This window comes from Aliiglaciecola sp. M165, assembly GCF_007197995.1.
GTDB lineage: Bacteria > Pseudomonadota > Gammaproteobacteria > Enterobacterales > Alteromonadaceae > Aliiglaciecola.
In genome coordinates this window covers 110,861-135,979 of record NZ_VKKH01000003.1, presented here as the reverse complement: position 1 = coordinate 135,979, position 25,119 = coordinate 110,861, and the positions used below count along the sequence as shown (strand labels likewise).

At 42.3% G+C, this 25,119-nt stretch carries 20 protein-coding genes and 3 tRNA genes; 18 read left to right on the top strand and 5 right to left on the bottom strand.

Annotated features, from left to right (window positions below):
- The first annotated feature begins 73 nt into the window (after positions 1-73).
- On the top strand, positions 74-376 hold the full coding sequence (locus FM019_RS06265; protein ID WP_143835069.1) for a PilZ domain-containing protein: 303 nt from the start codon (positions 74-76) through the stop codon (positions 374-376).
- A 55-nt stretch (positions 377-431) separates the two neighbouring features.
- Here FM019_RS06265 and FM019_RS06260 read toward each other — a convergent pair whose 3' ends face one another.
- Positions 432-1,619, bottom strand: a complete 1,188-nt coding sequence (locus FM019_RS06260) for a class I SAM-dependent rRNA methyltransferase (protein WP_143835068.1) — start codon at positions 1,617-1,619, stop codon at positions 432-434.
- A gap of 85 nt (positions 1,620-1,704) precedes the next feature.
- Between FM019_RS06260 and FM019_RS06255 the strand changes: the two genes are divergently transcribed.
- Positions 1,705-2,700: an NAD(P)H-quinone oxidoreductase gene (locus tag FM019_RS06255; protein ID WP_143835067.1), complete on the top strand. Its 996-nt coding sequence runs from the start codon at positions 1,705-1,707 to the stop codon at positions 2,698-2,700.
- 17 nt (positions 2,701-2,717) lie between these two features.
- Here the strand turns inward: FM019_RS06255 and rnhA are convergent, their stop codons facing one another.
- Positions 2,718-3,176 (bottom strand): ribonuclease HI, encoded by a 459-nt coding sequence (gene rnhA, locus FM019_RS06250; protein ID WP_143835066.1) that lies wholly within the window; start codon positions 3,174-3,176, stop codon positions 2,718-2,720.
- A 73-nt stretch (positions 3,177-3,249) separates the two neighbouring features.
- Between rnhA and dnaQ the strand changes: the two genes are divergently transcribed.
- The 5 genes from dnaQ to FM019_RS06225 all read left to right on the top strand — a co-directional run bounded on the left by dnaQ (position 3,250) and on the right by FM019_RS06225 (position 6,006).
- On the top strand, positions 3,250-3,960 hold the full coding sequence (dnaQ, locus tag FM019_RS06245; protein WP_143835065.1) for a DNA polymerase III subunit epsilon: 711 nt from the start codon (positions 3,250-3,252) through the stop codon (positions 3,958-3,960).
- Between the two features lie 43 nt (positions 3,961-4,003).
- On the top strand, positions 4,004-5,410 hold the full coding sequence (locus FM019_RS06240; protein WP_143835295.1) for a TIGR03503 family protein: 1,407 nt from the start codon (positions 4,004-4,006) through the stop codon (positions 5,408-5,410).
- A 318-nt stretch (positions 5,411-5,728) separates the two neighbouring features.
- Positions 5,729-5,805 (top strand) — tRNA-Asp (locus tag FM019_RS06235).
- A gap of 23 nt (positions 5,806-5,828) precedes the next feature.
- Positions 5,829-5,905 (top strand) — tRNA-Asp (locus FM019_RS06230).
- Between the two features lie 24 nt (positions 5,906-5,929).
- Positions 5,930-6,006, top strand: a tRNA-Asp gene (locus FM019_RS06225).
- A gap of 75 nt (positions 6,007-6,081) precedes the next feature.
- On the opposite strand, the gene FM019_RS06220 is transcribed toward FM019_RS06225, so the two are convergent.
- Both FM019_RS06220 and gap read right to left on the bottom strand, forming a co-directional pair.
- The gene (locus tag FM019_RS06220) at positions 6,082-6,927 is read right to left on the bottom strand and encodes a D-hexose-6-phosphate mutarotase (RefSeq protein ID WP_143835064.1); all 846 of its coding nucleotides are present in this window, start codon (positions 6,925-6,927) and stop codon (positions 6,082-6,084) included.
- 135 nt (positions 6,928-7,062) lie between these two features.
- The gene (gene gap, locus FM019_RS06215) at positions 7,063-8,058 is read right to left on the bottom strand and encodes a type I glyceraldehyde-3-phosphate dehydrogenase (protein ID WP_143835063.1); all 996 of its coding nucleotides are present in this window, start codon (positions 8,056-8,058) and stop codon (positions 7,063-7,065) included.
- Positions 8,059-8,272: 214 nt separating this feature from the next.
- On the opposite strand from gap, the gene malQ reads away from it, so the two are divergent.
- The 11 genes from malQ to FM019_RS06160 all read left to right on the top strand — a co-directional run bounded on the left by malQ (position 8,273) and on the right by FM019_RS06160 (position 23,965).
- Positions 8,273-10,477, top strand: coding sequence for a 4-alpha-glucanotransferase (gene malQ, locus FM019_RS06210; RefSeq protein ID WP_143835062.1), 2,205 nt, complete (start codon positions 8,273-8,275; stop codon positions 10,475-10,477).
- Positions 10,478-10,541: 64 nt separating this feature from the next.
- Positions 10,542-12,728, top strand: a complete 2,187-nt coding sequence (glgB, locus tag FM019_RS06205; protein ID WP_143835061.1) for a 1,4-alpha-glucan branching protein GlgB — start codon at positions 10,542-10,544, stop codon at positions 12,726-12,728.
- Positions 12,729-12,739: 11 nt separating this feature from the next.
- Entirely contained in the window at positions 12,740-14,812 is a 2,073-nt protein-coding gene (gene glgX / locus FM019_RS06200; RefSeq protein WP_143835060.1) for a glycogen debranching protein GlgX, read from the top strand.
- A gap of 12 nt (positions 14,813-14,824) precedes the next feature.
- Positions 14,825-15,217 (top strand): peptide-methionine (R)-S-oxide reductase MsrB, encoded by a 393-nt coding sequence (gene msrB / locus FM019_RS06195; protein ID WP_143835059.1) that lies wholly within the window; start codon positions 14,825-14,827, stop codon positions 15,215-15,217.
- 235 nt (positions 15,218-15,452) lie between these two features.
- Positions 15,453-16,898: a glyceraldehyde-3-phosphate dehydrogenase gene (locus tag FM019_RS06190; protein ID WP_143835058.1), complete on the top strand. Its 1,446-nt coding sequence runs from the start codon at positions 15,453-15,455 to the stop codon at positions 16,896-16,898.
- Between the two features lie 90 nt (positions 16,899-16,988).
- On the top strand, positions 16,989-17,495 hold the full coding sequence (locus tag FM019_RS06185) for a TlpA family protein disulfide reductase (protein ID WP_143835057.1): 507 nt from the start codon (positions 16,989-16,991) through the stop codon (positions 17,493-17,495).
- Positions 17,496-17,565: 70 nt separating this feature from the next.
- Positions 17,566-18,693 carry a carboxypeptidase family protein gene (locus FM019_RS06180; RefSeq protein ID WP_143835056.1) on the top strand — a complete coding sequence of 376 codons (1,128 nt, stop codon included), beginning with the start codon at positions 17,566-17,568 and terminating at the stop codon, positions 18,691-18,693.
- A gap of 80 nt (positions 18,694-18,773) precedes the next feature.
- Positions 18,774-20,447 (top strand): alanine/glycine:cation symporter family protein, encoded by a 1,674-nt coding sequence (locus FM019_RS06175; protein WP_143835055.1) that lies wholly within the window; start codon positions 18,774-18,776, stop codon positions 20,445-20,447.
- A gap of 98 nt (positions 20,448-20,545) precedes the next feature.
- Positions 20,546-20,872, top strand: coding sequence for a zinc-ribbon domain-containing protein (locus FM019_RS06170; RefSeq protein WP_143835054.1), 327 nt, complete (start codon positions 20,546-20,548; stop codon positions 20,870-20,872).
- On the top strand, positions 20,872-21,153 hold the full coding sequence (locus FM019_RS06165; protein WP_143835053.1) for a YeaC family protein: 282 nt from the start codon (positions 20,872-20,874) through the stop codon (positions 21,151-21,153). Before FM019_RS06170 ends, FM019_RS06165 begins: the two co-directional genes overlap by 1 nt.
- Positions 21,143-23,965, top strand: a complete 2,823-nt coding sequence (locus FM019_RS06160; protein ID WP_143835052.1) for a DUF349 domain-containing protein — start codon at positions 21,143-21,145, stop codon at positions 23,963-23,965. The genes FM019_RS06165 and FM019_RS06160 overlap by 11 nt, the downstream gene beginning before the upstream one ends.
- A gap of 19 nt (positions 23,966-23,984) precedes the next feature.
- Here FM019_RS06160 and ansA read toward each other — a convergent pair whose 3' ends face one another.
- Positions 23,985-24,989 carry an asparaginase gene (gene ansA / locus FM019_RS06155; protein WP_143835051.1) on the bottom strand — a complete coding sequence of 335 codons (1,005 nt, stop codon included), beginning with the start codon at positions 24,987-24,989 and terminating at the stop codon, positions 23,985-23,987.
- Between the last annotated feature and the right edge of the window lie 130 nt (positions 24,990-25,119).

The window sequence follows — 25,119 nt, the reverse complement described above, 5'->3', positions numbered from 1 at the left end:
AATGTTCGTTGACTTTGTAAACAATGCGCCCTATAAAAGTCATTGAACGCCATTCGCTAGGAAGAGGTAAAAAATGCTGGGATACGATGATAAACGTAACTTTTTTCGCATGATGTTAAATTCACCCTGTGAATTGACGGTGCATGACGAAGAGTCAAGCCGCTCTTTGCAGGCAGTATGTAAAGATATAAGCGCGACAGGCATGTCGTTCGAAGTTGAAGAACAATCCGTAGAAATTGGCACTCAGGTAGATGTATCGATTGAATCTACAAGCAGCCAGATCCCTTCTTTAAATGCAAAAGCAAAAATAGTGCGTTGCGATAATATCTCTGAAAATAGCTGTGTGATTGGTGTAGAAATCAGCGAAATGAAATAACTCTTCCCACGTCAGGATTAGTATTTCAAAGTAAACAGGGTGGTATTAATTTACATTAAGCCACTCTGCAAACCAACCCTTTCAAATAGAATCCCTCTGGGTATTGGCTGGCGACAGGATGATCCGCAGCTTGGCCAAGCTTGTAAAGATAGTGAACGCTTTTTTGTGCATCCAATGCAGCATCAGCCACCACTTTTTGAAACAAATCAGACGATAACAACCCAGAGCAACTAAATGTAAATAACAAACCACCTGGCTTAAGGATCTGCATCGCAAGCATGTTAATGTCTTTGTATCCACGGCACGCTCGATTAAGAGATGCTTTAGATTCTACAAATTTGGGCGGATCAAGAATGATCATATCAAACTTGCTGCCATTTGCTTTGTATTCGCGCAATGCTTCAAAGACATCTTTATTAATGAAATCTGCTTTTTCTGTATCAAGTTCATTGATAAGTAAGTTTCTCTTAGCTAAAGCTAGCGCATTATCCGAAACATCTATGTTGGTCACGCGACTCGCGCCAGCTTTTAGTGCGTAGCTGGCAAATGTGCCGGTATAGCAAAAACAGTTGAGGATATGTTTGTTTTTAGCAAAGGATGCAGCGATCTGGCGATTGTCTCTTTGATCTAGGTAAAAGCCAGTTTTGTGGCCATGCTTTAAATCAACAATTATTTTGACATTATTCTCTGTAATCACGACTTCATCAGGCACATCTCCATGAAGGGTTTGCACCACTTGCTGTAAACCTTCTTTTGCTCTGACTCCGACATCACTACGCTCATGGATTGCACATTCCGGAAAACATTTATTTAACGCCCAAACAATTTTAGATCGATGTTTTTCCGCACCGGCTGAGAGTAATTGGCAGACTAAAACATTATCGTATTTGTCGATAGTAATACCGGGTAACCCATCAGCTTCAGCAGCAACTAAACGGTAACCGGTTATTCCTTGACGCTCAAACAAAAATTCACGTAGTGCATAGGCTTGTTCAATTTTACGTACAAAGAAACCATTGTCGATGATATCGTTTTGATCAAAACTCCAAACCCGTGCTTGGATTTGAGATTGGGGAGACCATGCAGCTTTTGCCAAAAATGTCCCATCCGAGTCAACAATATCTACCGTATCACCACTTCTTAATTTGCCCTTTATTTCTTTGATCGCACTAGCAAATACCCACGGATGTTTGCGTAATAATGATTTTTCGCGATTAGGTTGCAGAACAAGGGTTGCAGTCATGATGTATTCCTGTCGTTTTGTGAATGGGAATTGTACCTCAGCCACGTTAATATAGTGAATCTTACCCGATGAACTAGGCAAAGTGATGCAAAAAAGTTCAGAAAAAATGCACTATGTGCAGCATGAAATTAGTGCAACAGATATTAAAATGGTTATCGCACAGACCAATATTCCCATTCTGCAAGCCGGGCAGGTGCTAGTTAAAGTGCATAGTTTTGGCATTAATCGTGCCGATACACTACAACGACAAGGAAAATACCCTCCACCACCCGGAGAGAGTGACATTTTGGGGTTGGAAATGGCGGGTCATGTGGTTGAGACCTTCAGTAATGTAACTGATTACCGCATAGGTCAGCAGGTTTTTGGCCTTGTTGCCGGTGGCGGGTATGCGGAATATGTTGCCGTCGATGTTAGGCATATTATGCCCATTCCTGCTCAATGCGACTGTATTCAGGCTGCTGGGATTGCGGAAGTATTTTTAACCGCTTATCAAAGTCTATTTAGTATAGGTCAGCTCAAACCTAAACATTCAGTATTAATCCATGCTGGAGCAAGTGGTGTCGGTTTAGCGGCCATTCAATTGGCCAAATTGGCGCAATGTACGATCGCAACGACAATATCAAATCAACAAAAGGCCGCAGCATGCCTGGAGGTTGGTGCCACATATTGTATTTTGTACCCGCAAGAAGATTTTGTTGAATCACTAAAATCTAAACATTTCGCGGCAGACATTATCATTGACTTTGTGGGAGGAGATTACCTTAACCGAAACCTTAAAGTGCTTTCCTTAGATGGCAAAATTATTCAATTGGCTATGTTAAATGGCCGGTTTTCTGACCCTGTTGATATCGCAACATTGTTGCGAAAAAGAGCGACTATTCAAGGCAGCACTTTGCGCAATCGAAGTGATGAATACAAAGCAGAATTGATAGAGTCTTTTTCTCAAAATTGTTTACCGAAGTTTGATTCAGGGCAACTTAAAGCCAATATCCACAAGACTTTTTGTGTACAGCAAATCAATGAAGCACACAAGTTATTAGAGCAGAATGAAACGATTGGGAAGTTAATCTGCTCTTGGTGATTTAAGATTTATAAAGGCTATTCGAAGCCTTTATCTACTATTAAGTTTGAGGAGTTTGCCGCTTCTCGGGCTAAGTCATCGCAGCGTTCGTTCTCAGGATGACCAGAATGGCCTTTCACCCAATGCCAACTGATCGTATGTTTGCTTACCGCATCGTCAAGTTGCTTCCAAAGATCAACGTTCTTTACCGGTTTTTTATCTGCGGTTCGCCACCCGTTTTTCTTCCAATTTTTGATCCATTGATTAATGCCGTTTTTCACATATTGGCTGTCAGTGGTGAGAGACACATTGCACTTTTCCGTCAGTGTTTTTAACGCTTCAATTGTGGCAAGCAGTTCCATTCGATTATTTGTTGTGTGTTTAAATCCTTGGCTAATTTCTTTTCGATGTCGGTTGAAAACTAGCACGGCGCCGTAGCCACCGGGCCCTGGGTTACCTAAACATGAGCCGTCTGTAAATATCTGAACTTGTTTCATTGAATTATTGGTGAATTAATCATGCTGGCCAGTATAATGACCTTAATTTGAAAATGCACTTGAGTTGTTATACATGCGACAAATCGTACTAGATACAGAAACGACTGGAATCGACCCCAGACAAGGCCACAGAGTGATTGAAATCGGATGTGTTGAGCTGGTTAATCGAAAATTGACCGGTAACCATTTTCACGTCTATATCAACCCTGACAGATTTGTCGAGCAAGAAGCCATTGAAGTGCACGGAATTACCAACGAATTTCTTGCCGATAAACCCAAATATAGAGACGTCCATGAAGGCTTTGTTAATTTTATCAAAGGAGCCCAATTGGTCATTCACAATGCGCCATTTGATACGGGGTTTATGGATCATGAATTTGCGCTGTTTAATCCAATAAACCCTGTTAAAACCCATGATATCTGCACAGTGCTCGACACCTTAGTCATGGCCAGGGATTTGCACCCAGGCCAGAAGAATAATTTGGATGCTCTTTGTAAACGATACGGAATTGATAATTCCCATCGTGAATTGCATGGTGCCTTATTGGATGCCGAAATTTTAGCCGATGTTTATCTGTTGATGACAGGTGGACAAACCGACCTGAATTTGTCGGGTCAAAAATCTACTGATAGCAATTCTGAGCAACAAACCCAAATTCAACGGATACAAAGAGGACCAAAACCATTCAAGATCATTCAAGCTTCTGCCGATGAACTAGAACAACATGAAGCTCGTTTAACACTAATTGAGGACAGCAGTGGTTCGTGCATTTGGCGTCAATAAACCAAAACTGAAGAGTCTTTGGTCGGCATTTTTAGTGCTGGCAATGTGCTGCCCAATGTTTGTTGGCGCGCAACAGCAGACGAATGAAAAAGTTGATACCTCACCTTTGCAAGAATTGGGTGATGAGTATCACAATAGCATTAAACTTCTGCAAAATCGTTTTCGGATAGATTACCAGGTGGATGAAATTACCATGGTATTCTTTCGTGAATTTGGCAGTGCGCCTGTGGTGTTAGTTCGGCCAGATGGCTCTAAAATTTTTCAAAGCCAAGCAGACGGTGAAAATGTTTATTGGTACGACTCAACGACCTTCGACTTAATCAACATCAAAAATCCTACCCCTGGTCCTTGGCAGGCAGTAGGGCAAATTTTGCCGGAAAGCAGAGTGATGGTGTTGAGTGATTTAAAACTCAATGCTGAACCTTTGCCGGACGTACTTTTTTCTGGGGAGATCCTCAAGCAAACAGCGCAACTGACTAATGGCGGTGAGGCCATCGACAATGTTGAGTTTCGAGATGTAGTGTCTTTGGAAATCAAATTTGTTTCTACCAACAATCCAAATTACAACAATTTCGGCGCTGAATCACAAACGATCGCGATCTTCGAAGATAATGGTCGCGGTATGGACGAAACTCCCTTAGATGGCATTTTCACCGGTCAATTTAATTTGTCCGTGGCAAATGGTGAATGGACGCCGGTATTTGTTGTTAGCACACCCATGTTGTCAAGAGAACAGGTTGATCCTCCGCTTATGTTGTTGCCCAACCCGATCAAAATATCATTAGAAGAAGACGGTGGGGGAGACGGGTATCACAAACTCATCATTGATTCTGAGCGTGAATACGTAGATATGAGGACCTTGCTTATTGATGGAAAAGTACGTTTTCCTAATGGGGATGTGCAAAACTTTTCCCTTACCGAGCAATCACCCGTTGCGCGGGAATATTTGATTGTCAATTACGAATCAGGGGTGTATCGAATTAAACTTACCGCCTATGGTAATACCCAGAATGGTAGAGATTTTATTTTAGATGTTCCAGAGTTTACCCACCTTGTAGAAGAACCTGCACCTGCTGTGCAGTCGCCAAACGCGCCGAGCGATACCCAAGCGCCGGTTAGTACGGATAATTCCGCACAAATGGCGAATCCTGCACCCATTATGGAACAAAACAAAGAGGGGATGTCACCCACGCTTTTTTGGGGGCTGATTATAGGTCTTAATTTATTGGTATTGATTGTTGGCGCGTTGATGTTGTGGATTTTTCTTCGCCCTAAGCCGGTCAAACAGGCGAAGCGAAAAGATCCCGCACCATCAGAGAAAATCGGTTTAATCGCAAAACTTAAATCTATTTTTGCAAAATTTTCTAAACAAAAAGCCAGCACCAAAAGCGAATCAAATAAAGAAGAAACGGAAAGTGGGATCATTGATCTGTCTATACCAAAAGGTTAGTTTATTTAGGCCATTTCTGATGGCCTTTAGCGAGTGAAATCCATCTACTCAAACGAAACATATTTGGCCTACCGAAATCACCAAATACTGGCCAACACACTCTGTGATTTATGTTGTTAAGAAACGCATTTTCACGTTGTTCTGTGTAAAAATAAATCAATCGATTCGTTCCAGTAATGATATCGACAAAAAGCCGCAAAAAGCTGTTGACTCACCTTTGGCTAAGCCGTATCATCTGCGCCGCAGTTGAGTTAGGGGCTTCTATACAGGCCTTGCAAATCACTAGATTTAAACTCAATCGCCAAGCAATACAGTCGCGGAGTGGTAGTTCAGTTGGTTAGAATACCGGCCTGTCACGCCGGGGGTCGCGGGTTCGAGTCCCGTCCACTCCGCCAATTGTGTTGTGTTATTTGCGAATGGAGTGGTAGTTCAGTTGGTTAGAATACCGGCCTGTCACGCCGGGGGTCGCGGGTTCGAGTCCCGTCCACTCCGCCAGCAAATACATCCCGTTTTAAATGCGGAGTGGTAGTTCAGTTGGTTAGAATACCGGCCTGTCACGCCGGGGGTCGCGGGTTCGAGTCCCGTCCACTCCGCCATTTAACGGCAAAATGACTATCCTTTTGGATAGTTTTTTTATGTCTAAATTTCACCAAAACACCTGCATCAAGCTGCTACGCAATTTCTTGGGTTAAACAATGTGTTGCACCTGGAGGTAAACTGAACGTTTGCGTTAGGGCCGTTTCCACACAAAGCATAGTGCTATATCCACGGCTTTTCATGTCCTTCATTTTTTCGCTGTTCTCGGCCCAAGGGTTCCAAACAACAATGCTGTCATGTCCACTAGATAACACCTTAGTCGTTTCTGCGCCGTCCAAGATGTCAACCTGCTCTGCTGCAAACAAGTGTACACGATCAGTTTCTTGAGAAAACGTGTACGGAATCGGTGTATCAAATTCATGCCAATTTTGGGTTTTATCCTTGTAGTTTCCCCGTAGTCCTTTCAACTCGACCGCCAATATATCCTTCACATTAAAATAGGTATGCAGGGCACAATTAAGGTTTACTGATTTAGTGTCGTTGTTTTTAGTTTGAAGTGAAATTTTAAGGGTTTTACCGACGAGCAGTGTTAGTGTTAAGGACGTTTCGTGGTTCCAACCTGGCCCATTATTGCTATGTGGTACAAGTGTTACTTGTGTTGCTTCAGAGTGCTCCAGTGTGCCAACAATGCGCCAATTTTGGGTTCTTACAAACCCGTGAGAAGGTAGATCATTGCGATCCTGATTGTGCGCATCACTAAACCATGGCCAACATACAGGTATACCTCCACGAATGGCACTTTGATTATCAAAAATGGCATTCTCGCTGACCCATAATCGATCTCTTAGATCCGTTTTAGGAACAAAGCTCAGCACATGACCTCCGAACAACGACACCTCGGCAGTAGAGTGGGGCGTGTCAATATGTAGAATTTCAACCTTACCTTTCTTGAGCGTTTTAATACCTTTGCAATTTTGCATATGAGTTCCTGAAAAGATTTTGCCATTTTTATTGAGGGGATTTCATTGGTTAATGATATAAGAATTCATCAAAACAAAAAAATGCATTAAAAAAGGCGACTCTTCGGGCCGCCTTTCTTCACAGTTTATGCTGACTTATTTACTAATGTGAGCAACCAAATCAAGTACTTTGTTTGAATAACCAATTTCATTGTCATACCAAGAAACAACCTTAACAAAGGTGTCAGTTAATGCAATTCCTGCTTCTGCGTCAAAAATTGACGTTCGGGTGTCACCAATAAAATCTTGAGAAACTACTGCATCTTCGGTGTATCCCAAAATTCCTTTTAGGCTGCCTTCTGATGCTTGTTTCATCGCGGCACAAATTTGTTCGTACGTAGCAGGTTTGGCTAAATTTACGGTTAGATCGACAACAGAGACGTTGGCAACAGGAACACGAAACGCCATCCCAGTCAGTTTACCGTTTAACTCTGGAATAACCTTTCCTACAGCTTTCGCAGCGCCAGTCGACGAAGGAATAATGTTTTGTGAAGCACCACGGCCGCCGCGCCAATCTTTTGCAGAAGGCCCATCAACGGTTTTTTGTGTTGCTGTTGTTGCATGCACGGTAGTCATCAAGCCATCAACAATACCAAAATTATCGTGTAAAACCTTTGCCAGTGGGGCAAGGCAGTTGGTTGTGCACGAGGCATTAGACACAATGTTTTGTCCAGCATAGGTGTCTTCATTAACGCCCATAACGAACATGGGGGTAGCATCTTTAGACGGGGCGGACATGACCACTTTTTTAGCGCCAGCGTCAATGTGCTTTTGCGCTGTTTCCTCAGTTAGGAATATGCCGGTTGCTTCAACAACAACGTCCGTTCCGACATCTCCCCAAGCTAAGTTAGCTGGGTCTCGTTCTGCACTTATTCTGATTGTTTTTCCATTGACAACTAACTGACCGTCAACTACATCTACATCACCATTAAATTTTCCATGAGTCGAATCATATTTAAGCATGTAAGCCATGTATTCGGCGTCGAGAAGATCATTGATCGCTACGATTTCGATATCTGAACGTTCGTTTGCCGCTCTAAAGACAAAACGACCGATGCGGCCGAAACCGTTAATTGCAACTTTAATTGCCATGGAGATTCCTCACTGTCACTATATGTTGTAAGATAATTACAGAAATTATGGATCAAACTTGTTAATAAGGCAAAATATTCCCCAATAAATGTTATTTTATTACGGAAATGGCACTGCAAACGTATTCAATAACGTTTTGTTTACAACTTAGCTGATAATGATTAACTCGGACTTAGTATCAGTCTAGAATTTTTTTAACAGGACACAAATTAGAATGACATCTCCTTTAATCGACAAGCTTGTAGAGCTTAAAGGTGTAGAATCCAACTACATAGATGCTTGGGGCAACCCAGCGACGGTCAGTGAACAAAGTAAACATAAGCTTTTGCAAGAAATGGGCTATTCTGTTGACGATGAATCTCAACTTGAAAATCAAGTTGAGCAAGAGTTTCAACGCAATTGGATGTCACCGTTAAATCCTGTTCAAGTTAATCGAGAAAATCAGGAGGTTTACATTACGGTCAGATTACCGATTGAATTGGTCAATGATAATTTTACTGTATCTATTTCGTGTGAATCCGGCGATGTTATCGAACAAGAATTTGTGCCAGTCGACGGCGATTTGATAAATTCTAGTGTGATAGATGACGTTGAATTCCAAGAGTATCTTTTACAAATCAATAATCCTATTCCATTGGGTTATCACAACCTTAATTTATTAGCGCATGATGGTGATGTGATCGCGTCGATGCGCCTGATCATGGCCCCAACTGCGTGTTACCACCCCGAGGAAATGCTTGATGGTCAGAAGGTGTGGGGCTTGAGTGTGCAACTCTATTGTTTGAGAAGCGCTAAAAACTGGGGGATTGGTGATTTTTCAGATCTTGCCCAGTTAGTTGAGTCGTCTGCCAAAAATGGTGCGCAGTTTATTGGGCTTAATCCTATACACGCTTTATATCCGGCGAATCCTAACGCTTGCAGCCCTTATGGTCCATCGTCGAGACGTTGGCTAAATTTCATTTATCTAGACGTGACGGCCATTGATGGATATCAGGCACAGAGCGTTCAAGACATCGTCGCGGAACCTGAATTCCAGTCAAGTTTGACTTATGTGAGAGACGTGGATTACGTCGATTATGAAGCCGTTACCCGTCTAAAGTTGCGCGCTTTGGAAGCGATATTTGAAGTCCAGAACGATATGTATTTGAGTAAAAATACAAAAATAAATAAAGCGTTCAAAGCCTTTGTTGCACAAGGCGGTGAGAGTTTGCAAATGCTTGCAGTATATGACGCGCTTCAAGCCCACTTGGCAGGAGAGGGAAAACCTTCTTGGGGATGGCCGGTTTTTCCAAAAGAGTATACCGATTACCAATCGCCAGCGGTCGCCAAATTTAAAAAAGCGCACGCCAAAAAAATAAAGTTTTTCCTGTTTCTTCAATGGCAAGCCGCATTGCAATTAGACGCTGCCAACAAGAAAGCAGAAGACGCCAACATGGCGATCGGCATTTATCGTGATTTGGCGGTTGGTGTGAGTGAAGGTAGTGCCGAAATTTGGGGCAACAAGGATTTGTATTGTACGAATGCAAGTGTCGGCGCACCACCCGATGTTTTAGGTCCTTTGGGGCAAAACTGGGGGTTGCCTCCAATGGATCCGGAAAAACTTTATCAACAACAATACCAACCCATTATCGACTTATTCGATTCAAACATGAAGTCATCGGGTGCACTTCGAATCGATCACGTGATGGCTTTATTGCGTCTTTGGTGGGTGGTCCGCGGTGACGATGCTAAAGATGGTGGTTATGTTTATTATCCAGTAGATGATTTGCTCGGAATATTAGCGCTTGAGAGCCAACGCCATAAAAGCCTAGTCATTGGCGAAGATTTAGGCACTGTCCCAGAAGAAATCAAAAGTAAACTGGCAGAAAATGGTGTGTATTCCTATCGCGTGTTCTTCTTTGAACAGGCGGAGGATGGTGGATTTTATTCTCCCTCACATTATCCTGTGCAATCGATGGCAACATTAACCACACACGATATGCCTACCTTGTCTGGATATTGGCATTGTTACGATTTGGAGCTGGGTAAAGAACTAGGTTTGTACCCGACTGACGATATACTCTCAACCTTATATACCAGTCGTCATGACAACAAACAGCAAATACTAAATAGCCTGCATGGTCATTATTCAATACCTGAATGGATGGACAGAGACGTTCACCACTTGTCAATGAATAAGGACCTTAATTTTGGTATGCAAACCCATATGGCTGGCGGTTCAAGCGCGCTGCTTAGCTTGCAACTGGAAGATTGGTTACAAATGGATAAACCGGTTAATATTCCAGGAACCTTCAACGAATACCCAAATTGGAAACGAAAATTAAATCGTGAACTCGAGCACATCTTTACTGACCCAGAGTTAGTGCAACTTGCGCAAAACTTGACAAACGCTCGACTTAACGCCAGTAATAAAGACTGAAACTTAATCACCAAAGAAAACAAAGAACCGAAGTAGTCGGTTCTTTTTCTTATGAGGCACCAATATGTTGTTAGAAGACCAATTAGAACAAGCGCAGTGTAGAGACCCATTTGATGTTCTTGGAATGAAAAAAGACGGTGACCTAACCCATTTTAAGACATGGATACCAGGCGCTCTTAAGGTCAGTGTGTTTGAGTTGGTTTCAGGCAAAACAATTGGTGAGTTGCAGCAAACGGGCAGTTCAAGTTTGTTCACCGGTAGTTTTAAGAAGATACAAGGCGGGCTTGTGTACGCTTATAAAGTTGAAAATAGTGAACATGAATATGAAGTGATTGATGCGTATCAATTTCAAGAGCAAGCCTATCATGCTGTGCATTACGTTGATCATGCTCCGGAAAATGTATATCACCAATTGGGTGCGCAATTATTAGATCTGGATGTGGGGCTAGATGGTCCAATCAGTGTTACGCGCTTTGCTGTATTTGCTCCAAATGCTAAGGCTGTTTCAGTAATCGGCGATTTTAATTATTGGGATGGTAGTTGCCATCCAATGCAACGCACCTCAATGGGATATTGGGTATTAATCATTCCTGGTGTGCACGCAGGGCACAAATACAAATACCAAGTTAAAGATTCTTTTGGGAATTCATTGCCTCACAAAGCGGATCCAGTTGGTTTCAGTGCCGAGCAATATCCTTCGCACGCGTCGATTGTTTACGATCATTCCCGTTACGAATGGAATGATAGTGAATGGTTGAAGAAAAATTCTGGCGACAAGTATCGGCAGGCCATGAGTATTTATGAAGTACATTTGGGTTCTTGGAAACGACCCGGAGATAATTCAGCTAGTCGCTATTTGAGCTACCATGAATTGGCTGATGAACTCATCCCCTATGTTAAAGACATGGGCTACACCCATCTAGAGGTTTTGCCGGTTTCCGAATTTCCGTTTGATGGTTCTTGGGGGTATCAGCCTGTCGGCTTATTTTCGCCGACTAGTCGTTTTGGTGATCCCGATGACTTCAAGTATTTTGTTGACCAATGTCATCAAAATGGCATAGGTGTCATCATTGATTGGGTGCCCGCGCATTTTCCAGAGGATGGCCACGGTTTAGCGAGATTTGATGGCACTCACGTGTATGAATACGAGGATCCGCGTAAAGGGTGGCATCCAGACTGGAATTCCTGCATTTACGATTTTGGCAAAGAAACCGTCAGACAGTTTTTGGTCGCAAACGCGCTTTTTTGGGTGGATAAATTTCATGTGGACGGATTGCGTGTCGATGCAGTTGCATCCATGTTGTACCTCGACTATTCACGCAAAGATGGCGAATGGATCCCGAATGTTGATGGCGGAAATGAAAATTACGAAGCGATCAGCTTGTTACAATGGATGAACCAAGCTGTTTACGAAAAGTTTCCTCATGTAATGACCATAGCTGAAGAATCTACTTCCTTCCCAAAAGTTTCTCGACCTGTTTATGAAGGGGGATTAGGTTTTGGATTTAAATGGAATATGGGTTGGATGCATGATTCTTTGCACTATATAAGTAAGGACCCATCTTATCGTCGATACCACCATGGAGAAATTACCTTTAGCATGGTGTATTCATTTAACGAGAGTTTTGTTTTACCCATTTCTCATGATGAAGTGGTTCATGGGAAAGGCTCTTTGCTACGCAAAATGCCGGGAGATGAGTGGCAACAAGCCGCAAATCTTAGATGTTATGCAGGGTTTATGTATGCGCACCCTGGCAAAAAACTAAATTTCATGGGCAACGAAATCGGCCAGGCCGCAGAATGGAATCACGATAGTTCATTGCAATGGAATTTATTAGAGTTTGATAAACATAAGGGGATTCAAACGCTCTATCGAGATTTGAATGCACTATATAAAACATTACCTGCACTTTTCGAAAGTGATCATGAGCCTAATGGTTTTAGCTGGATTGACCATGAAAATGCAGATCAATCTATGCTGTCTATGCTCAGACAATCCAACGACGGTAAGCAAAAAGTAGTCATTGTTAGTAATTTTACTCCTGTACCTAGAGATGATTTCCGAATTGGTGTGCCACAACAAGGAAACTATAAAATTGTTCTTAACTCAGATGATAAAAAATACTGGGGAAGTGGTTACAATGAGCAGGACACGTTGACGTCAGACGATACGCACTGGAACGGCCAGGAGCAATCCATTCGGATTGATTTGCCGCCGTTAGCGACCCTGTTTATTCTGTTGCAGGAATAACTTTAACAGGTATGACAAACGAAATTTATACAGTCACAGAAGGCAAGCCTCACCCGTTAGGTGCGACATTGACTGAAACGGGATGTAATTTTGCCGTTCATAGTCCTAATGCAGAAAAGGTGATGCTTTGCTTTTTCAAATCTGACACTGAGGAGCCAATTCAGTGCTTTGCTTTGCCGGCAAAAACGGGGCAGGTATGGCATTGTCATATTGAGAATATCCAAGCGGGTCAATTGTATGGCTATCGTACCCATGGTAGCAGTCAGCCTCACAAAGGCAGGTACTTTGATCCTGATAAATTACTGATCGATCCTTACGCAAAACAGATCAATCGCCCGTTGGTTTGGAATAATCGCCAATACGATGGTGACAGTCATTTCATGATCCCAAAATGCGTGGTGATTGATGCGCGGAAACAAAGCGAGCAACGAAGACCACTTAGACCACGGAACAAATTATCTGATACCGTTTTATACGAAGCTCACGTTAAAGGGATAACGAAGTTACATCCAGAAGTGCCTGATGAGCTAAGAGGGACATATCTTGGCGCTTGTCATCCAGCGATAATTAAGCATTTAAAGTCGCTTGGGGTTACTGCCGTTCAGTTTCTACCTTGTATGGCATTTATGCCGGAACCATATATTAGCGAAAAAGGCCTGACCAATTATTGGGGTTATAATCCCGTCAATTACTTCTGTCCTGAACCCAGATATGCAAAGCTAGACCCCATCAGTGAATTTAAAAAGATGGTCGATACCTTTCACGAGGCAGGCATAGAAATTATTTTGGATGTGGTTTTTAATCATACCGCGGAGGGCTCGAAAGACGGCCCGGTTTTGTCATTCAAAGGCTTTGACAACGCGTCTTTTTATCTATTTGACCGTAATGAATTTGGCGTCGTCGATTACGAAAGTTACGTTAACAATTCCGGATGCGGTAATAGTGTCAATACGGCGTATCCATATGTACTAAAAATGGTGATGGACTCACTCAGATATTGGGTGAGCACAATGGGGGTAGATGGCTTTAGATTTGACTTGGCGGCTAGTCTTGGTCGCGACCCGTACGAATATTCGAGCCTAGCAGGGTTTTTTCGCACCATTCGACAAGATCCGGTTTTAGCGGATGTTAAGCTCATAGCTGAGCCTTGGGACATAGGTCATGGCGGATATCGCTTGGGGCAATTTCCCTCCAATTGGCAAGAGTGTAATGATAAGTTCAGAGATACAGTACGCGGGTTCTGGCGAGGTGATGGCGGTTTGACAGGAGAGTTTGCCACGCGTTTATTGGGCTCCAGAGATATATTTCCCAAGGGACAACGATCGATTCACACGTCAGTGAACAACGTCACATATCACGACGGCTTCACACTTCACGATTTAGTGACTTACTCTTCACGGCATAACGAAGCTAATTTGGAAAATAACCGTGATGGTCACGGGCATAATCTAAGCGCTAATTATGGTGTCGAAGGGCCAAGTCAGTGCCCCAATATTAACGCATTGCGCGAAAAGCAAAAGCGTAATTTATTTATCACATTGATATTATCTCAAGGGATCCCGCATATTTTAGGTGGAGACGAATTGAGTCGTTCACAATCAGGCAATAACAACGCCTATTGCCAAGACAACGAGTTAAATTGGCTAAATTGGAATTTAAATGAACGTCAGCAAGACTTTTTAGATTTCTGCAATCGAGTGGTTCAACTACGTAAGGAGAGTGTCATCTTGAAGGAGTTGTCATTACTCGATGACAACTATAATTTGCACCACAATGTAGATGAGGTGAATTGGTATCGGCCTGATGGCGCAACAAAAGTTGCTCAAGACTGGCAAGACCCGAACAACAAAGCCTTTGCTGTTGAATTAAAAGGTTGTGGCAAATACACTGATGAACATTGGGTGCTGATATTTAACGCCTTTGACAATGATGTTCGATTTCATCTTCCAACCTTGCCAGAAGGGGGGTGGCGTCTTGAAGTTGATACCCGATATGGCAAATGGAAGCATCAACCAAAAGCAAAAGTGAACCATGTCTTCCTACAAGCGTACAGAAGTGTTAGCGTTTTTAGACGAGTCAAATAATGTGGTGGTGTGATGAAAACAAGCGAACAACAATGGAAAGAAAAGCTCTCTGACGAAGAATTTCGTGTTTGCCGGCAAAAAGGAACTGAGCGTCCGTTTACGGGGGAGTTGCTAAATAATAAGGATACTGGTGAATACACCTGTACCTGTTGCGGAAATGTGTTATTCACCTCTGAAGACAAGTTTGACTCAGGGTGCGGCTGGCCGTCATTTTCAGCGCAGTCTCAACACCAAAATGTAGAGTATCACCGTGATACTTCGCATGGCATGATACGAACTGAGATTGTTTGCAAACATTGTGATGCCCATTTGGGTCATGTATTTCCAGATGGCCCCAAACCGACGGGTCAACGTTACTGCGTTAACTCTGTATCTATGAAATTTCGCGCCAAAGAAGACAACTAGCCAGTTTTTTTAAATTATTTTTCGTAATCCAATTTCACTATCGACAGGGTCTTTTTAACCAAAATTGACAGTTATGTTACTGTAAGGAAGATATTGTCGGAAACTTACCGTCAATTCACTGTAGATAAAGCTTTTTCTCTCAATACTGAAAATTTACTCCAATTTGTCGGAAAGCGCCGATGCCCTTAGAATGGCGCGCGATTTTATCCAGGTAACTAAATTAGGGTAGTAAAGAATGAATCAGCAGTACGAACAGGAACTTTTGAGTAGTTGGCAGGAACGTCAAGAATATGCAGAAATGATGCAACCATTATTGGGTAAAATGTATCGTGATAGTGCAGTTGAAATTTCTATATTTGGTCGTCCAATGTTAGGTGCCAGTGCAATTGATATTATCAAGGCGCATCGTACTGTTAGATTGCATACCGGAAATAAACTTAGACTCAGGGAAAGTTGGCCAATTTTAGAAGAAATGTGCAAACATACTTTGGTTCCGGCACATGTCGATTTAGGTCGCTTGGCTTACGAATATCACCATAACGATGAATACAAGAACCTCTCAATCGAAGATTATGTGGCGCAGCAACTAGGTTCAATTTTGGACAAACAAGATGGTCATGCTGTACAAGACATTGTTTTATACGGCTTTGGTCGCATCGGTCGATTACTTGCTAGATTGTTGATTGAGAGACAAGGGAAAAACAACAAGTTACGTCTTAAGGCGATTGTAGTTCGTGGTGGAAAAGAAGGTGATCTTGAAAAACGTGCCAGTTTGCTAAGAAGAGATTCTGTGCACGGTCCATTTAATGGCAGCATTACCGTTGATCACGAGCGCAATGCATTAAAAGCAAACGGCTCCTTTATTCAGGTTATTTATGCAAACTCACCTGACCAAGTTGATTACACTCAATATGGTATCAAAGACGCCATCGTCATCGACAACACGGGTATGTGGCGTGACGAAGAAGGGCTAGGGTTACATTTAAAAGCCAAAGGTACCAAAAAAGCCATTTTGACTGCGCCAGGTAAGGGAAGTGTTAAAAATATCGTTTTTGGTGTGAATGACGACGATATAAAAGATACTGACACCATCCTTTCTGCAGCTAGCTGTACAACCAATGCTATTACACCGGTTTTAAAGGCCTTGGATGAAAAGTTTGGCATTGAAAATGGCCATGTTGAGACTGTCCACTCATTTACCAACGACCAAAACTTGATTGATAATTTTCACAAGGCGGACCGTCGTGGAAGAAGCGCCGCATTGAACATGGTTATTACCGAAACCGGTGCTGCGAAGGCTGTGTCTAAAGCTTATCCACAGTTACAGGGCAAGCTAACGGGAAGTGCGATTAGAGTGCCAACACCAAATGTGTCTTTGGCTATTTTGAACTTAAATTTGGCTACCGGCACTGACAAAGAAGAGATCAATGATTTCTTGCGGGATACATCATTGTTTTCTAGCATGCAGCATCAGATTGACTTCACTTCTTCAAAGGAGATTGTTTCAACTGATCTCGTCGGTTCACGTGCCGCTTCAGTGGTCGATTCACAAGCTACTATTGTTGCGGGGCAGCGCGCTACGCTTTACGTTTGGTATGACAATGAGTTCGGATACAGTTGCCAGGTAATGCGAGTTGTTCAAGCAATGGCCGGTTTACATTACCCTACAATCCCTGCTTAATCACAAAGTAATATATCAGATTGATTAAAGCTAAAATGTGGCCGAGTGTTGCGATACACTACGGCCACTTTTTTTAGCAGTCGTGCCTACATGAAAATCACAAAAAAGAAATTGTTGACCGGTTTAGGTGAGCTAGCGATTATGGGGCTAATCATTTACGCCATCAGTAACTGGCAAAGCAGAAATTTATTAGACGATGATGGCTCCGTTATTATTGAAAACCAGTTTTTAGTCTCATTAAATGGCGAAGTTGATCCGTTATTCGAAGAAAACAAACGAACTCTCATTTACTTTTTTGCTCCCTGGTGCAAAGTGTGCGAATTAAGCATAAACAATCTTGATTATTTGAATGATTCTGACCTTAACGTCGTGCGCGTGGCACTTGATTATCGTTTAGAAAACGACGTTGCCGAGTTTGTATCGAATAATGATGTAGAAGGGAAGGTGTTGCTTGGATCAAACAACCTAAAATCACAATTTCAAATTCCGGGCTATCCTACCTACTACTTACTTGACGAGCAGCGAAAAATTATTGGCCATTCTTTTGGTTACAGCACAGCATTGGGTTTGAAGCTAAAAAATTTCCTAAATAAATAAGCCTCAGTAGGTTATTTTTGTTCAGACTGTGTTAGATTTGTCCGCGATAAAAACCATAGAGACTCGCCTTGTGAAAATAAGCAGCAATTTTGATTCTGGCAATATCATTGTCGATAAAGCCGACAGTCCGCAAGATATTCAACTTCGTATTAAAAAAGACAATCAGTCTGATTTTTATCAATGGTTTCATTTCAAATTAGATGGTGAACCCTTTGTCGAACACCGATTAATCATCACAGATCTCGCTAAATCAGCCTATCCGGATGGATGGCAGGGATACCAGGCGGTTGCGTCCTATGACCGTCAAGAATGGTTCAGAGTAGAAACAGAGTTTGATGGTGACGCACTGACGATAAGCCATACGCCAGAACATCAATTTACTTACTTTGCTTACTTCGCACCTTACAGCTACGAACGCCACCTTGATTTGCTAGCGATGGCGCAATTATCTTTCGATTGCAGAGTGCAAAACCTCGGTCAAACTCTTGATGGAAGAGATTTGTCGATGCTTGTTGTAGGACAAGCTGAGGAAGGGAAAAAGACCATTTGGATCACTGCACGTCAACATCCTGGAGAGACAATGGCCGAGTGGTTAACTGAAGGGTTGTTAGGGCGTTTATTAGACGAAGATGATGGCGTTGCTAGAGATTTGTTAGATAAGGCAGTGTTTTATATCGTACCAAATATGAATCCTGATGGGGCAGCTCGTGGTCATCTTCGCACCAACGCTGTCGGCGCTAACTTGAATCGTGAATGGGCGACTCCCAGTATGGAAAGAAGTCCTGAAGTGTTTTTAGTGATGGAAAAAATGGCTCAAACAGGCGTTGATATGTACTTAGATGTGCATGGAGATGAAGCGTTACCGTACAATTTTGTAGCAGGAAGTGAAGGCAATCCAGGCTACACCGATCGTATTAAATCATTAGAAGACGCGTTCAAATCTGCTTTGCTTGTTGTGACACCAGAATTCCAAGATGAATTTGGCTATCCAAAAGATGAGCCTGGAAAAGCAAATATGACCGTCGCATCTAACGCAGTGGGTGAAAAGTATGACTGCCTTGCCTATACGTTGGAAATGCCTTTTAAAGACAATGCTAATCTTCCGGACCCAGCCTACGGTTGGTCACCGGTAAGAAGTAAGCAACTTGGTGAAGATGTGTTAGTAGCAATTAATGCAGTTTGCAAGCAACTGCGGTAGTCTATTCATATAGCGATCAATGCAGTATCGAACAGTTGGTTGTGATTAAAACATTAAAACAATAAAAAAAGGGGAGTCAATTGGAAGCCTTACATGATTTTTTAAAGCTCATGGATAGCTATTTAGGTGGGAATGCGCTGTTTCCGTTCATCTTATTAGGAACAGGTTTGTTTTTTACTCTGTACCTAGGGTTTCCACAAATACGCTACTTTAAGCATGCCTGGAAAGTCGTGACCGGCAAGTTCGACAAAGACGGTTCGCCTGGTGATACCACTCACTTTCGTGCATTAACCACTGCACTGTCCGGAACCGTTGGAACCGGAAATATTAGTGGTGTGGCGTTTGCCATCTTTTTAGGTGGCCCTGCAGCACTATTTTGGATGTGGGCAACTGCGTTTTTTGGTATGACCACAAAGTTTGTTGAGGTAACGCTTTCACATAAATATCGTGAAAAAACCGAAGATGGCACCATGGCCGGTGGCCCCATGTACTACATGGACAAGCGCCTCAATATGAAATGGCTCGCTGTCGCTTTTGCTATCGCAACAGTGATCAGCTCATTTGGTACCGGCAACCTTCCGCAAAGTAACGGAATTGCGACAAGTATTGAAGAAACCTTTGGTTTTGAACCGTGGATAGTTGGTAGTGTCCTTGGCATTCTATTGGCGTTAGTCATTTTAGGCGGGATACAACGAATTGCTGCGGTGACGTCAAAAATCGTTCCCTTCATGGCTGTTGTTTATCTTATTGGCGCGTTTGCGGTGATATTTGCCAATTTAGAAAATATTGGCCCATCGTTCGCAGCTATTCTTGGTGATCTGTTTACTGGTTCAGCGGCAACGGGAGGATTCTTGGGTGCGTCTATTGCTTACGCCTTTAACCGAGGTGTTAACCGTGGACTATTCTCCAACGAAGCGGGACAAGGCTCTGCACCTATTGCCCACGCCGCGGCAAAAACTGACGAGCCGGTTTCTGAAGGCATGGTATCTATTCTTGAACCCTTCATTGATACCATTATTATATGTACGCTGACTGGTTTGGTGATCTTGTCTTCAGGTGTATGGAAAGAAAAACATCAAAACGTTTTTGAGCGCTCGAGCTTGGAAATCATTGCCGGCACCTATGATGAGACTAACGAGCAAGACCGCCTCAACCTCTATCGTTATTTGAACCATATAGATGGCTCTGATGTCGAAAAATACAGCGGCGAAATACAAGTTGTATCAGGTAAAGCGGTTAGCGGCGGTTTTACAATAATGCATGCGCGCTCTTTGGCGGAAGACGTAGTGATCAGTGTTGGAGGCGTTGAAGACCCATTTACCGGCACGATTAAAGTGAATGATGGGGATATTGTTAAAGATAATATTGTATTAAGTGGAAAGTCATTAGTGCATTCTGCGAGATTGACAACGATTGCCTTTACCAAAGGATTTTTTGGTGATTTTGGACAATATATCGTTTCAATCGGACTACTACTTTTTGCGTTTTCGACCGCCATTGCATGGTCGTACTACGGTGATCGGGCGATGACTTATTTGTTGGGGGCTCGCTCGGTTATGCCTTACCGGGTCGTTTATGTTGCAGGCTTTGTATGGGCATCATTCTCTGACACGGAGTTGGTATGGACGTTGGCCAGTGTTGCAATTGTCGTGATGACGCTGCCCAACTTGTTTGGCATCTTAATGTTAAGCAAAGAGATGAAAGGTTCGATCAAAGATTATTGGGCTCGCTTCGATAAGCAAAACAAGTCCTAATAAGCTTTTTTCAAGTATTAAAAAACGCGGCTAGTCCGCGTTTTCTGTTGTAACAAGGCCGGTGAAACAGCCTTAAATCGTTTTTTGGGAGTATGAATATGGCATTAACTAATTGCCCTTCATGTAATAAGAAAATTTCCGACAAAGCCAAGACCTGCTCGCACTGTGGTTTTGCTGTAGGAGATGCTTCGGCGGAAGATCTGTTGCGTAAAAAGAGTTTGAATAAATTTAAACAGCAACACAGTATTCAAAATCAATCGATGTTAGCTATGTTGATGTTTGTTTCTGGTTTTGGATTTATGTATTGGGGAGGGGCGCAGCCAGGGGATCTTCAGCATACCTTAGCCATCGCCTGCTCAGTGCTTGGCTTTGTCTGGTACGTGGTAAACCGCATCCGTTTAATTTTTATAAAACGAGCAGACTGATGAATGTAGACGCAATGGTCATGGCAATGACGGAAGAGACTTATCAGAGACTTTTGCAGGCCGTCGAGACAGGCAAGTGGCCAGATGGAAATCTATTGACTGAAAGTCAACGGGAAAACAGTATGCAAGCAGTGATGATGTACCAAACCAAGGTACTTAAAGCTGATCAACACATGATGTTAAACGAGAACGGTGAAATCAACCATAAAAGCCGACAACAACTCAAGAATGAATTTGCCCCACAAGACAGCATAGCGCGGTTTAAACAAGATGATTTTTAAAAATTTATTTAAGCCAAAATTTCAGGATCCGAATCCGCAAGTAAGATTGAACGCAATTGAGAGCCTCTCGCCAGAACAAGCTGAGCAAAAGACGCGTTTACATGAATTAGCCTTTAATGACGAGGATGCTAATGTCAACTTGGCAGCATTGACCAAACTAAATAGCTTTGCCCTATGGTGCAAAACCGCTGAGATCGCCAAAACGGAACGAGTCAGGAAAAAGGCTCAATCTATGGTTGAAGCGGCACTATTTGATAGCGGAGAGTTGGATATTTCTGACACTGAGCGCAAGCAATTTATAAAGGAGTGCAAAAGCATACCTCTTTTAGAAAAGACGCTGAAACTTAATTGGTTGCTGAATGATGAATCAGGGTTACTGCTTAATGTGTTGGATAAAATAGGCAAGATTCACCTAACCAAACAGGTGTTGTTGAATTCAGAATCTGAAACCGTTCAACAGCAATTGTTGGCAAAAATCGAAGACCAAAATCTACTCAATAAAATACTTAAAAAAACACGTTTTGCCTCCATAAAAGAGCAGGCCAGGCTGAAGCTTGAGGCGATTGAACAGGCAAAAACGAAACCCATCGATGTTGAAAAACGTGCTCGCTTGGTTCTCTCTCAATTATTGGCATTAAAAGATCATAATGATTTAGAATCTATTCGAGTATCTATGGCTCAACATGTCCAAGTATATGAACAAATCAGTACAGAATTTGACTGCTTGCGAGCTGAAATTAAATTGAATTTGCAGGAGCGTTTTGAGCAGATTGTTAACCAAGTAAACCGACAAATTGAACGATTATTGCCTCAATGGCAAACAGATAAAGAACGCATCGAAATCGAAGATAAATTATCTTGTATCGAAGAGTCTATCGATACTTGCATTAAAAGCGTTAACAAAGCTTTTGCAGCGGATATCAGCAGTATTACGCTTGGTGATGTTGAGAAATTCGAAAACACACTACAATCCTTACAAAATGATCTAGATAGTCTTCGCGCAGAGTTAGTCAACAAAGAAATTGGCGGCGAATTTGACAATATTCATAAAAGAATTGAACGTAGCAGCAGTAGAACGATTTTATGCCGGTCAACCTTATCCAAGCTTCCAGAATTTCAGCAGAATTTGTCGTCTGCTCAATCATTGTATTTGCAATTGCGTGATCTCACTAAACCCAATGACTTTAGCCAGATAGAGGCGTCAAAAGACTATTTGAAAGAGCAAAAGAGTCTTTGGAAAGAACTAAAAACTCCGTTTGCCGCCAATTGGCCTGGAGAATTACAGCGCCAATGGTCTGACTTAGTTAATGAATGGAATAGTGCCATTGAAGGTTTGCAAGCTACGTTGAAACAAAATGAAGCAAAATGTCGTAGTAAGTTGAAAGCGATAGAAGGCATGGTTCAACAGGGAAAATACAAAGCGGCTATTGGTTTGTTCAGTAAAACCCGAGTGCTTTTCGAATTGTTACCTGATAAAAGCCAGTCGTCATTATCCCGTTCTTTTTCCAAAGTGTCTGAGCAAGTCGAAAACCTAAAGGACTGGCAAGCTTATATTGCGCAACCCAGAAAGCCGGCACTATTAGATGAAGTTGAGCAATTGCCCGGCCAAAACCTGTCGATTGAGCAGCAAGCAAAGGAAGTTAAACGTTTGCGCCATCAATGGAATAGTTTAGGTAATATCGAAAGCGAAGCTGACACTGCTCTAAATCTGGCGTTTGACCAAGCTATAGAAAAAGCCTTTGCTCCCTGTCGAGAGTATTTTGCAGAACAAGAAAAACAACGGGATAACAATGCTAAAGCCAAATTGGTGATTATTGAAAAATTGCAAACGTTGGACGTTGACAATATTGATGACGAGCAGCTTTCAAACATCTATAACGACGTACAAAAAAGTTGGAAACGTGTTGGCAAAATAGACTACAAAGTAGTTGAAGAATTTAATCAAAAATATAGAACATCTCTCCAACCTCTCAGAGATAAAGTGTCTGCGTTTTATAAACGCAACGCTGAAGCTAAACAAGCCCTAATTAAGAGGCTTGCCAGTCTCATAGAAGCGCAAGATAGTGTTGAGGCTTCTGAGCAAGCTAAAAAATTGCAAAAGTCCTGGAAAGCAATTCCCTACGCAGGGGATAAGGCAGAAAAGCGTTTGTGGAGTGAGTTTCGCAAATTGAATGATACATTGTTCTCAAAGCGCCAAACGATGCAAGAGCAAACGAAAGCGCAGATCAACTTACAAAAAGCGCAATTCGAAAATGCCCTTAACCAATGTATTGATAAATTAAATATCGCTTCACGATTGAGTGATGTGGATGAAACTGCTGAACTTCTCTCTAACCTAATCGCTGACGAGGAAAGCTTCGAACAAGGCATTGTGAAATCATTTTTAAAAAATGTAAAAAGAGTCGAACAAGACATTGCACTGAAAAGACAACTATTCATAAATCAAAGTCACCAGGATGACATGGCTCGGGTATTTAGTGTTCTAGAGCACTCCGTGCAATCAGATTGGACAGATGAACAGCTTCGTGAGCTTCCTAAACATTGGAGAAATGCTTTTAATCAATGTAAACCACCTGAAGAATCAAGAGCAGACTTGAACATTCTTCTGGATATAACTGCTGATCAGGAAAGTCCGAAAGAAGAACTGGCACGTCGTCAAGAAATACAGTTACAACGATTGGGCGATAAGTTTGATGGGGGGAGGGATTTAACGTCAGAGGACTTATTACTAAGATGGATTCAGCATGGAAAAGTATTGGCCGAAGAAAAACCATTGTTAGAAAGGCTAAAATCTCACTTTAGTGTGAAATAACCCGTTTCACACTAAAGCATTAGCTCAATTCACCGCGCAAGTTGGTGACAAGCAGGCGTTTAATTTCTTTAACTGGCAAATTTTTGCTAAGTAAATAATGCAGTTTGGCCAACGCTGCTTCTGGCGTCATGTCGCTACCTGATACAACACCAACTTCACGCAGAACATGACCATTTGCATAGCCACTCATGTTCACTTTTCCGCTAACGCACTGTGTACAGTTGAGCACAATAATGTCATTTTGCTGCGCCTGTTCAAGTTGTGCCAATAATTCTGGATTTTGTGGTGCGTTGCCTACACCGTAACTAAGGAGGATCAATGCCTTTACCGGTTGTTGCAAGGTGTTACGTATAACTTCGGCACTGATCCCTGGATAAAGCGTCACTACGCCAATGGGTTGAGAACTCATCTTGCTAACTGATAGTGTTGTACTGCGGTTTTGTTGGATTTTTCCTGCAAGCAATTCAATATTAATTCCTGCTTGCAGTAGTGCTGGAAAGTTTGGTGAGCCAAATGCATCAAAACCGTCAGCGTCGACTTTTCGACTGCGGTTTCCTCTAAACAATCGGTTGTTAAAATATAAAGACACTTCGGCAATAGGGTAGTTTGCGGCAATAAACAGCGCATTTAGCAAGTTTACTTGTCCATCAGAACGAAGCTCTGCTAACGGTATTTGTGATCCAGTTACAATAACAGGTTTAGTCAGGTCCTCTAACATAAAAGACAAGGCTGAAGCTGTGTAGGCCATGGTGTCAGTGCCATGCAAGATTATAAATCCGTCGTATTGGTGATAATGGCTTTGAATGTCGTCTGCGATTTGTTGCCAGTCATTTGGGCTCATGTCTGACGAGTCTATCAGGCTGTCATACTCATGAATGTCGAAATTGGGCATTTCATCGCGGTGAAATTCAGGCATATTGGCCAAGGTTTGTGACAGAAATCCAGACACAGGAACATAACCATGAGAGGACGGACGCATACCTATTGTTCCACCAGTGTATGCCACATAAATTTGTTTTTTCATAATCTGCTTCAAAAATATTAACGCCAGAAGTTTAGCCTGTTTAATCGACTAAAGCACTATAACGGCTGTGCCATTGTTAAAATCAACTGCTTGTATTTCAAACGAAATTCAGAAAAGATGTAAAAAATTC

What these genes read in the sequence shown, in the direction of transcription:
- FM019_RS06265 (WP_143835069.1), top strand. Translation starts at nt 74, where the DNA reads ATGCTGGGATACGATGATAAACGTAACTTTTTTCGCATGATGTTAAAT.
- FM019_RS06260 (WP_143835068.1), bottom strand. Translation starts at nt 1,619, where the DNA reads ATGACTGCAACCCTTGTTCTGCAACCTAATCGCGAAAAATCATTATTA.
- FM019_RS06255 (WP_143835067.1), top strand. Translation starts at nt 1,705, where the DNA reads ATGCAAAAAAGTTCAGAAAAAATGCACTATGTGCAGCATGAAATTAGT.
- rnhA (WP_143835066.1), bottom strand. Translation starts at nt 3,176, where the DNA reads ATGAAACAAGTTCAGATATTTACAGACGGCTCATGTTTAGGTAACCCA.
- dnaQ (WP_143835065.1), top strand. Translation starts at nt 3,250, where the DNA reads ATGCGACAAATCGTACTAGATACAGAAACGACTGGAATCGACCCCAGA.
- FM019_RS06240 (WP_143835295.1), top strand. Translation starts at nt 4,004, where the DNA reads ATGTGCTGCCCAATGTTTGTTGGCGCGCAACAGCAGACGAATGAAAAA.
- FM019_RS06220 (WP_143835064.1), bottom strand. Translation starts at nt 6,927, where the DNA reads ATGCAAAATTGCAAAGGTATTAAAACGCTCAAGAAAGGTAAGGTTGAA.
- gap (WP_143835063.1), bottom strand. Translation starts at nt 8,058, where the DNA reads ATGGCAATTAAAGTTGCAATTAACGGTTTCGGCCGCATCGGTCGTTTT.
- malQ (WP_143835062.1), top strand. Translation starts at nt 8,273, where the DNA reads ATGACATCTCCTTTAATCGACAAGCTTGTAGAGCTTAAAGGTGTAGAA.
- glgB (WP_143835061.1), top strand. Translation starts at nt 10,542, where the DNA reads ATGTTGTTAGAAGACCAATTAGAACAAGCGCAGTGTAGAGACCCATTT.
- glgX (WP_143835060.1), top strand. Translation starts at nt 12,740, where the DNA reads ATGACAAACGAAATTTATACAGTCACAGAAGGCAAGCCTCACCCGTTA.
- msrB (WP_143835059.1), top strand. Translation starts at nt 14,825, where the DNA reads ATGAAAACAAGCGAACAACAATGGAAAGAAAAGCTCTCTGACGAAGAA.
- FM019_RS06190 (WP_143835058.1), top strand. Translation starts at nt 15,453, where the DNA reads ATGAATCAGCAGTACGAACAGGAACTTTTGAGTAGTTGGCAGGAACGT.
- FM019_RS06185 (WP_143835057.1), top strand. Translation starts at nt 16,989, where the DNA reads ATGAAAATCACAAAAAAGAAATTGTTGACCGGTTTAGGTGAGCTAGCG.
- FM019_RS06170 (WP_143835054.1), top strand. Translation starts at nt 20,546, where the DNA reads ATGGCATTAACTAATTGCCCTTCATGTAATAAGAAAATTTCCGACAAA.
- FM019_RS06165 (WP_143835053.1), top strand. Translation starts at nt 20,872, where the DNA reads ATGAATGTAGACGCAATGGTCATGGCAATGACGGAAGAGACTTATCAG.
- FM019_RS06160 (WP_143835052.1), top strand. Translation starts at nt 21,143, where the DNA reads ATGATTTTTAAAAATTTATTTAAGCCAAAATTTCAGGATCCGAATCCG.
- ansA (WP_143835051.1), bottom strand. Translation starts at nt 24,989, where the DNA reads ATGAAAAAACAAATTTATGTGGCATACACTGGTGGAACAATAGGTATG.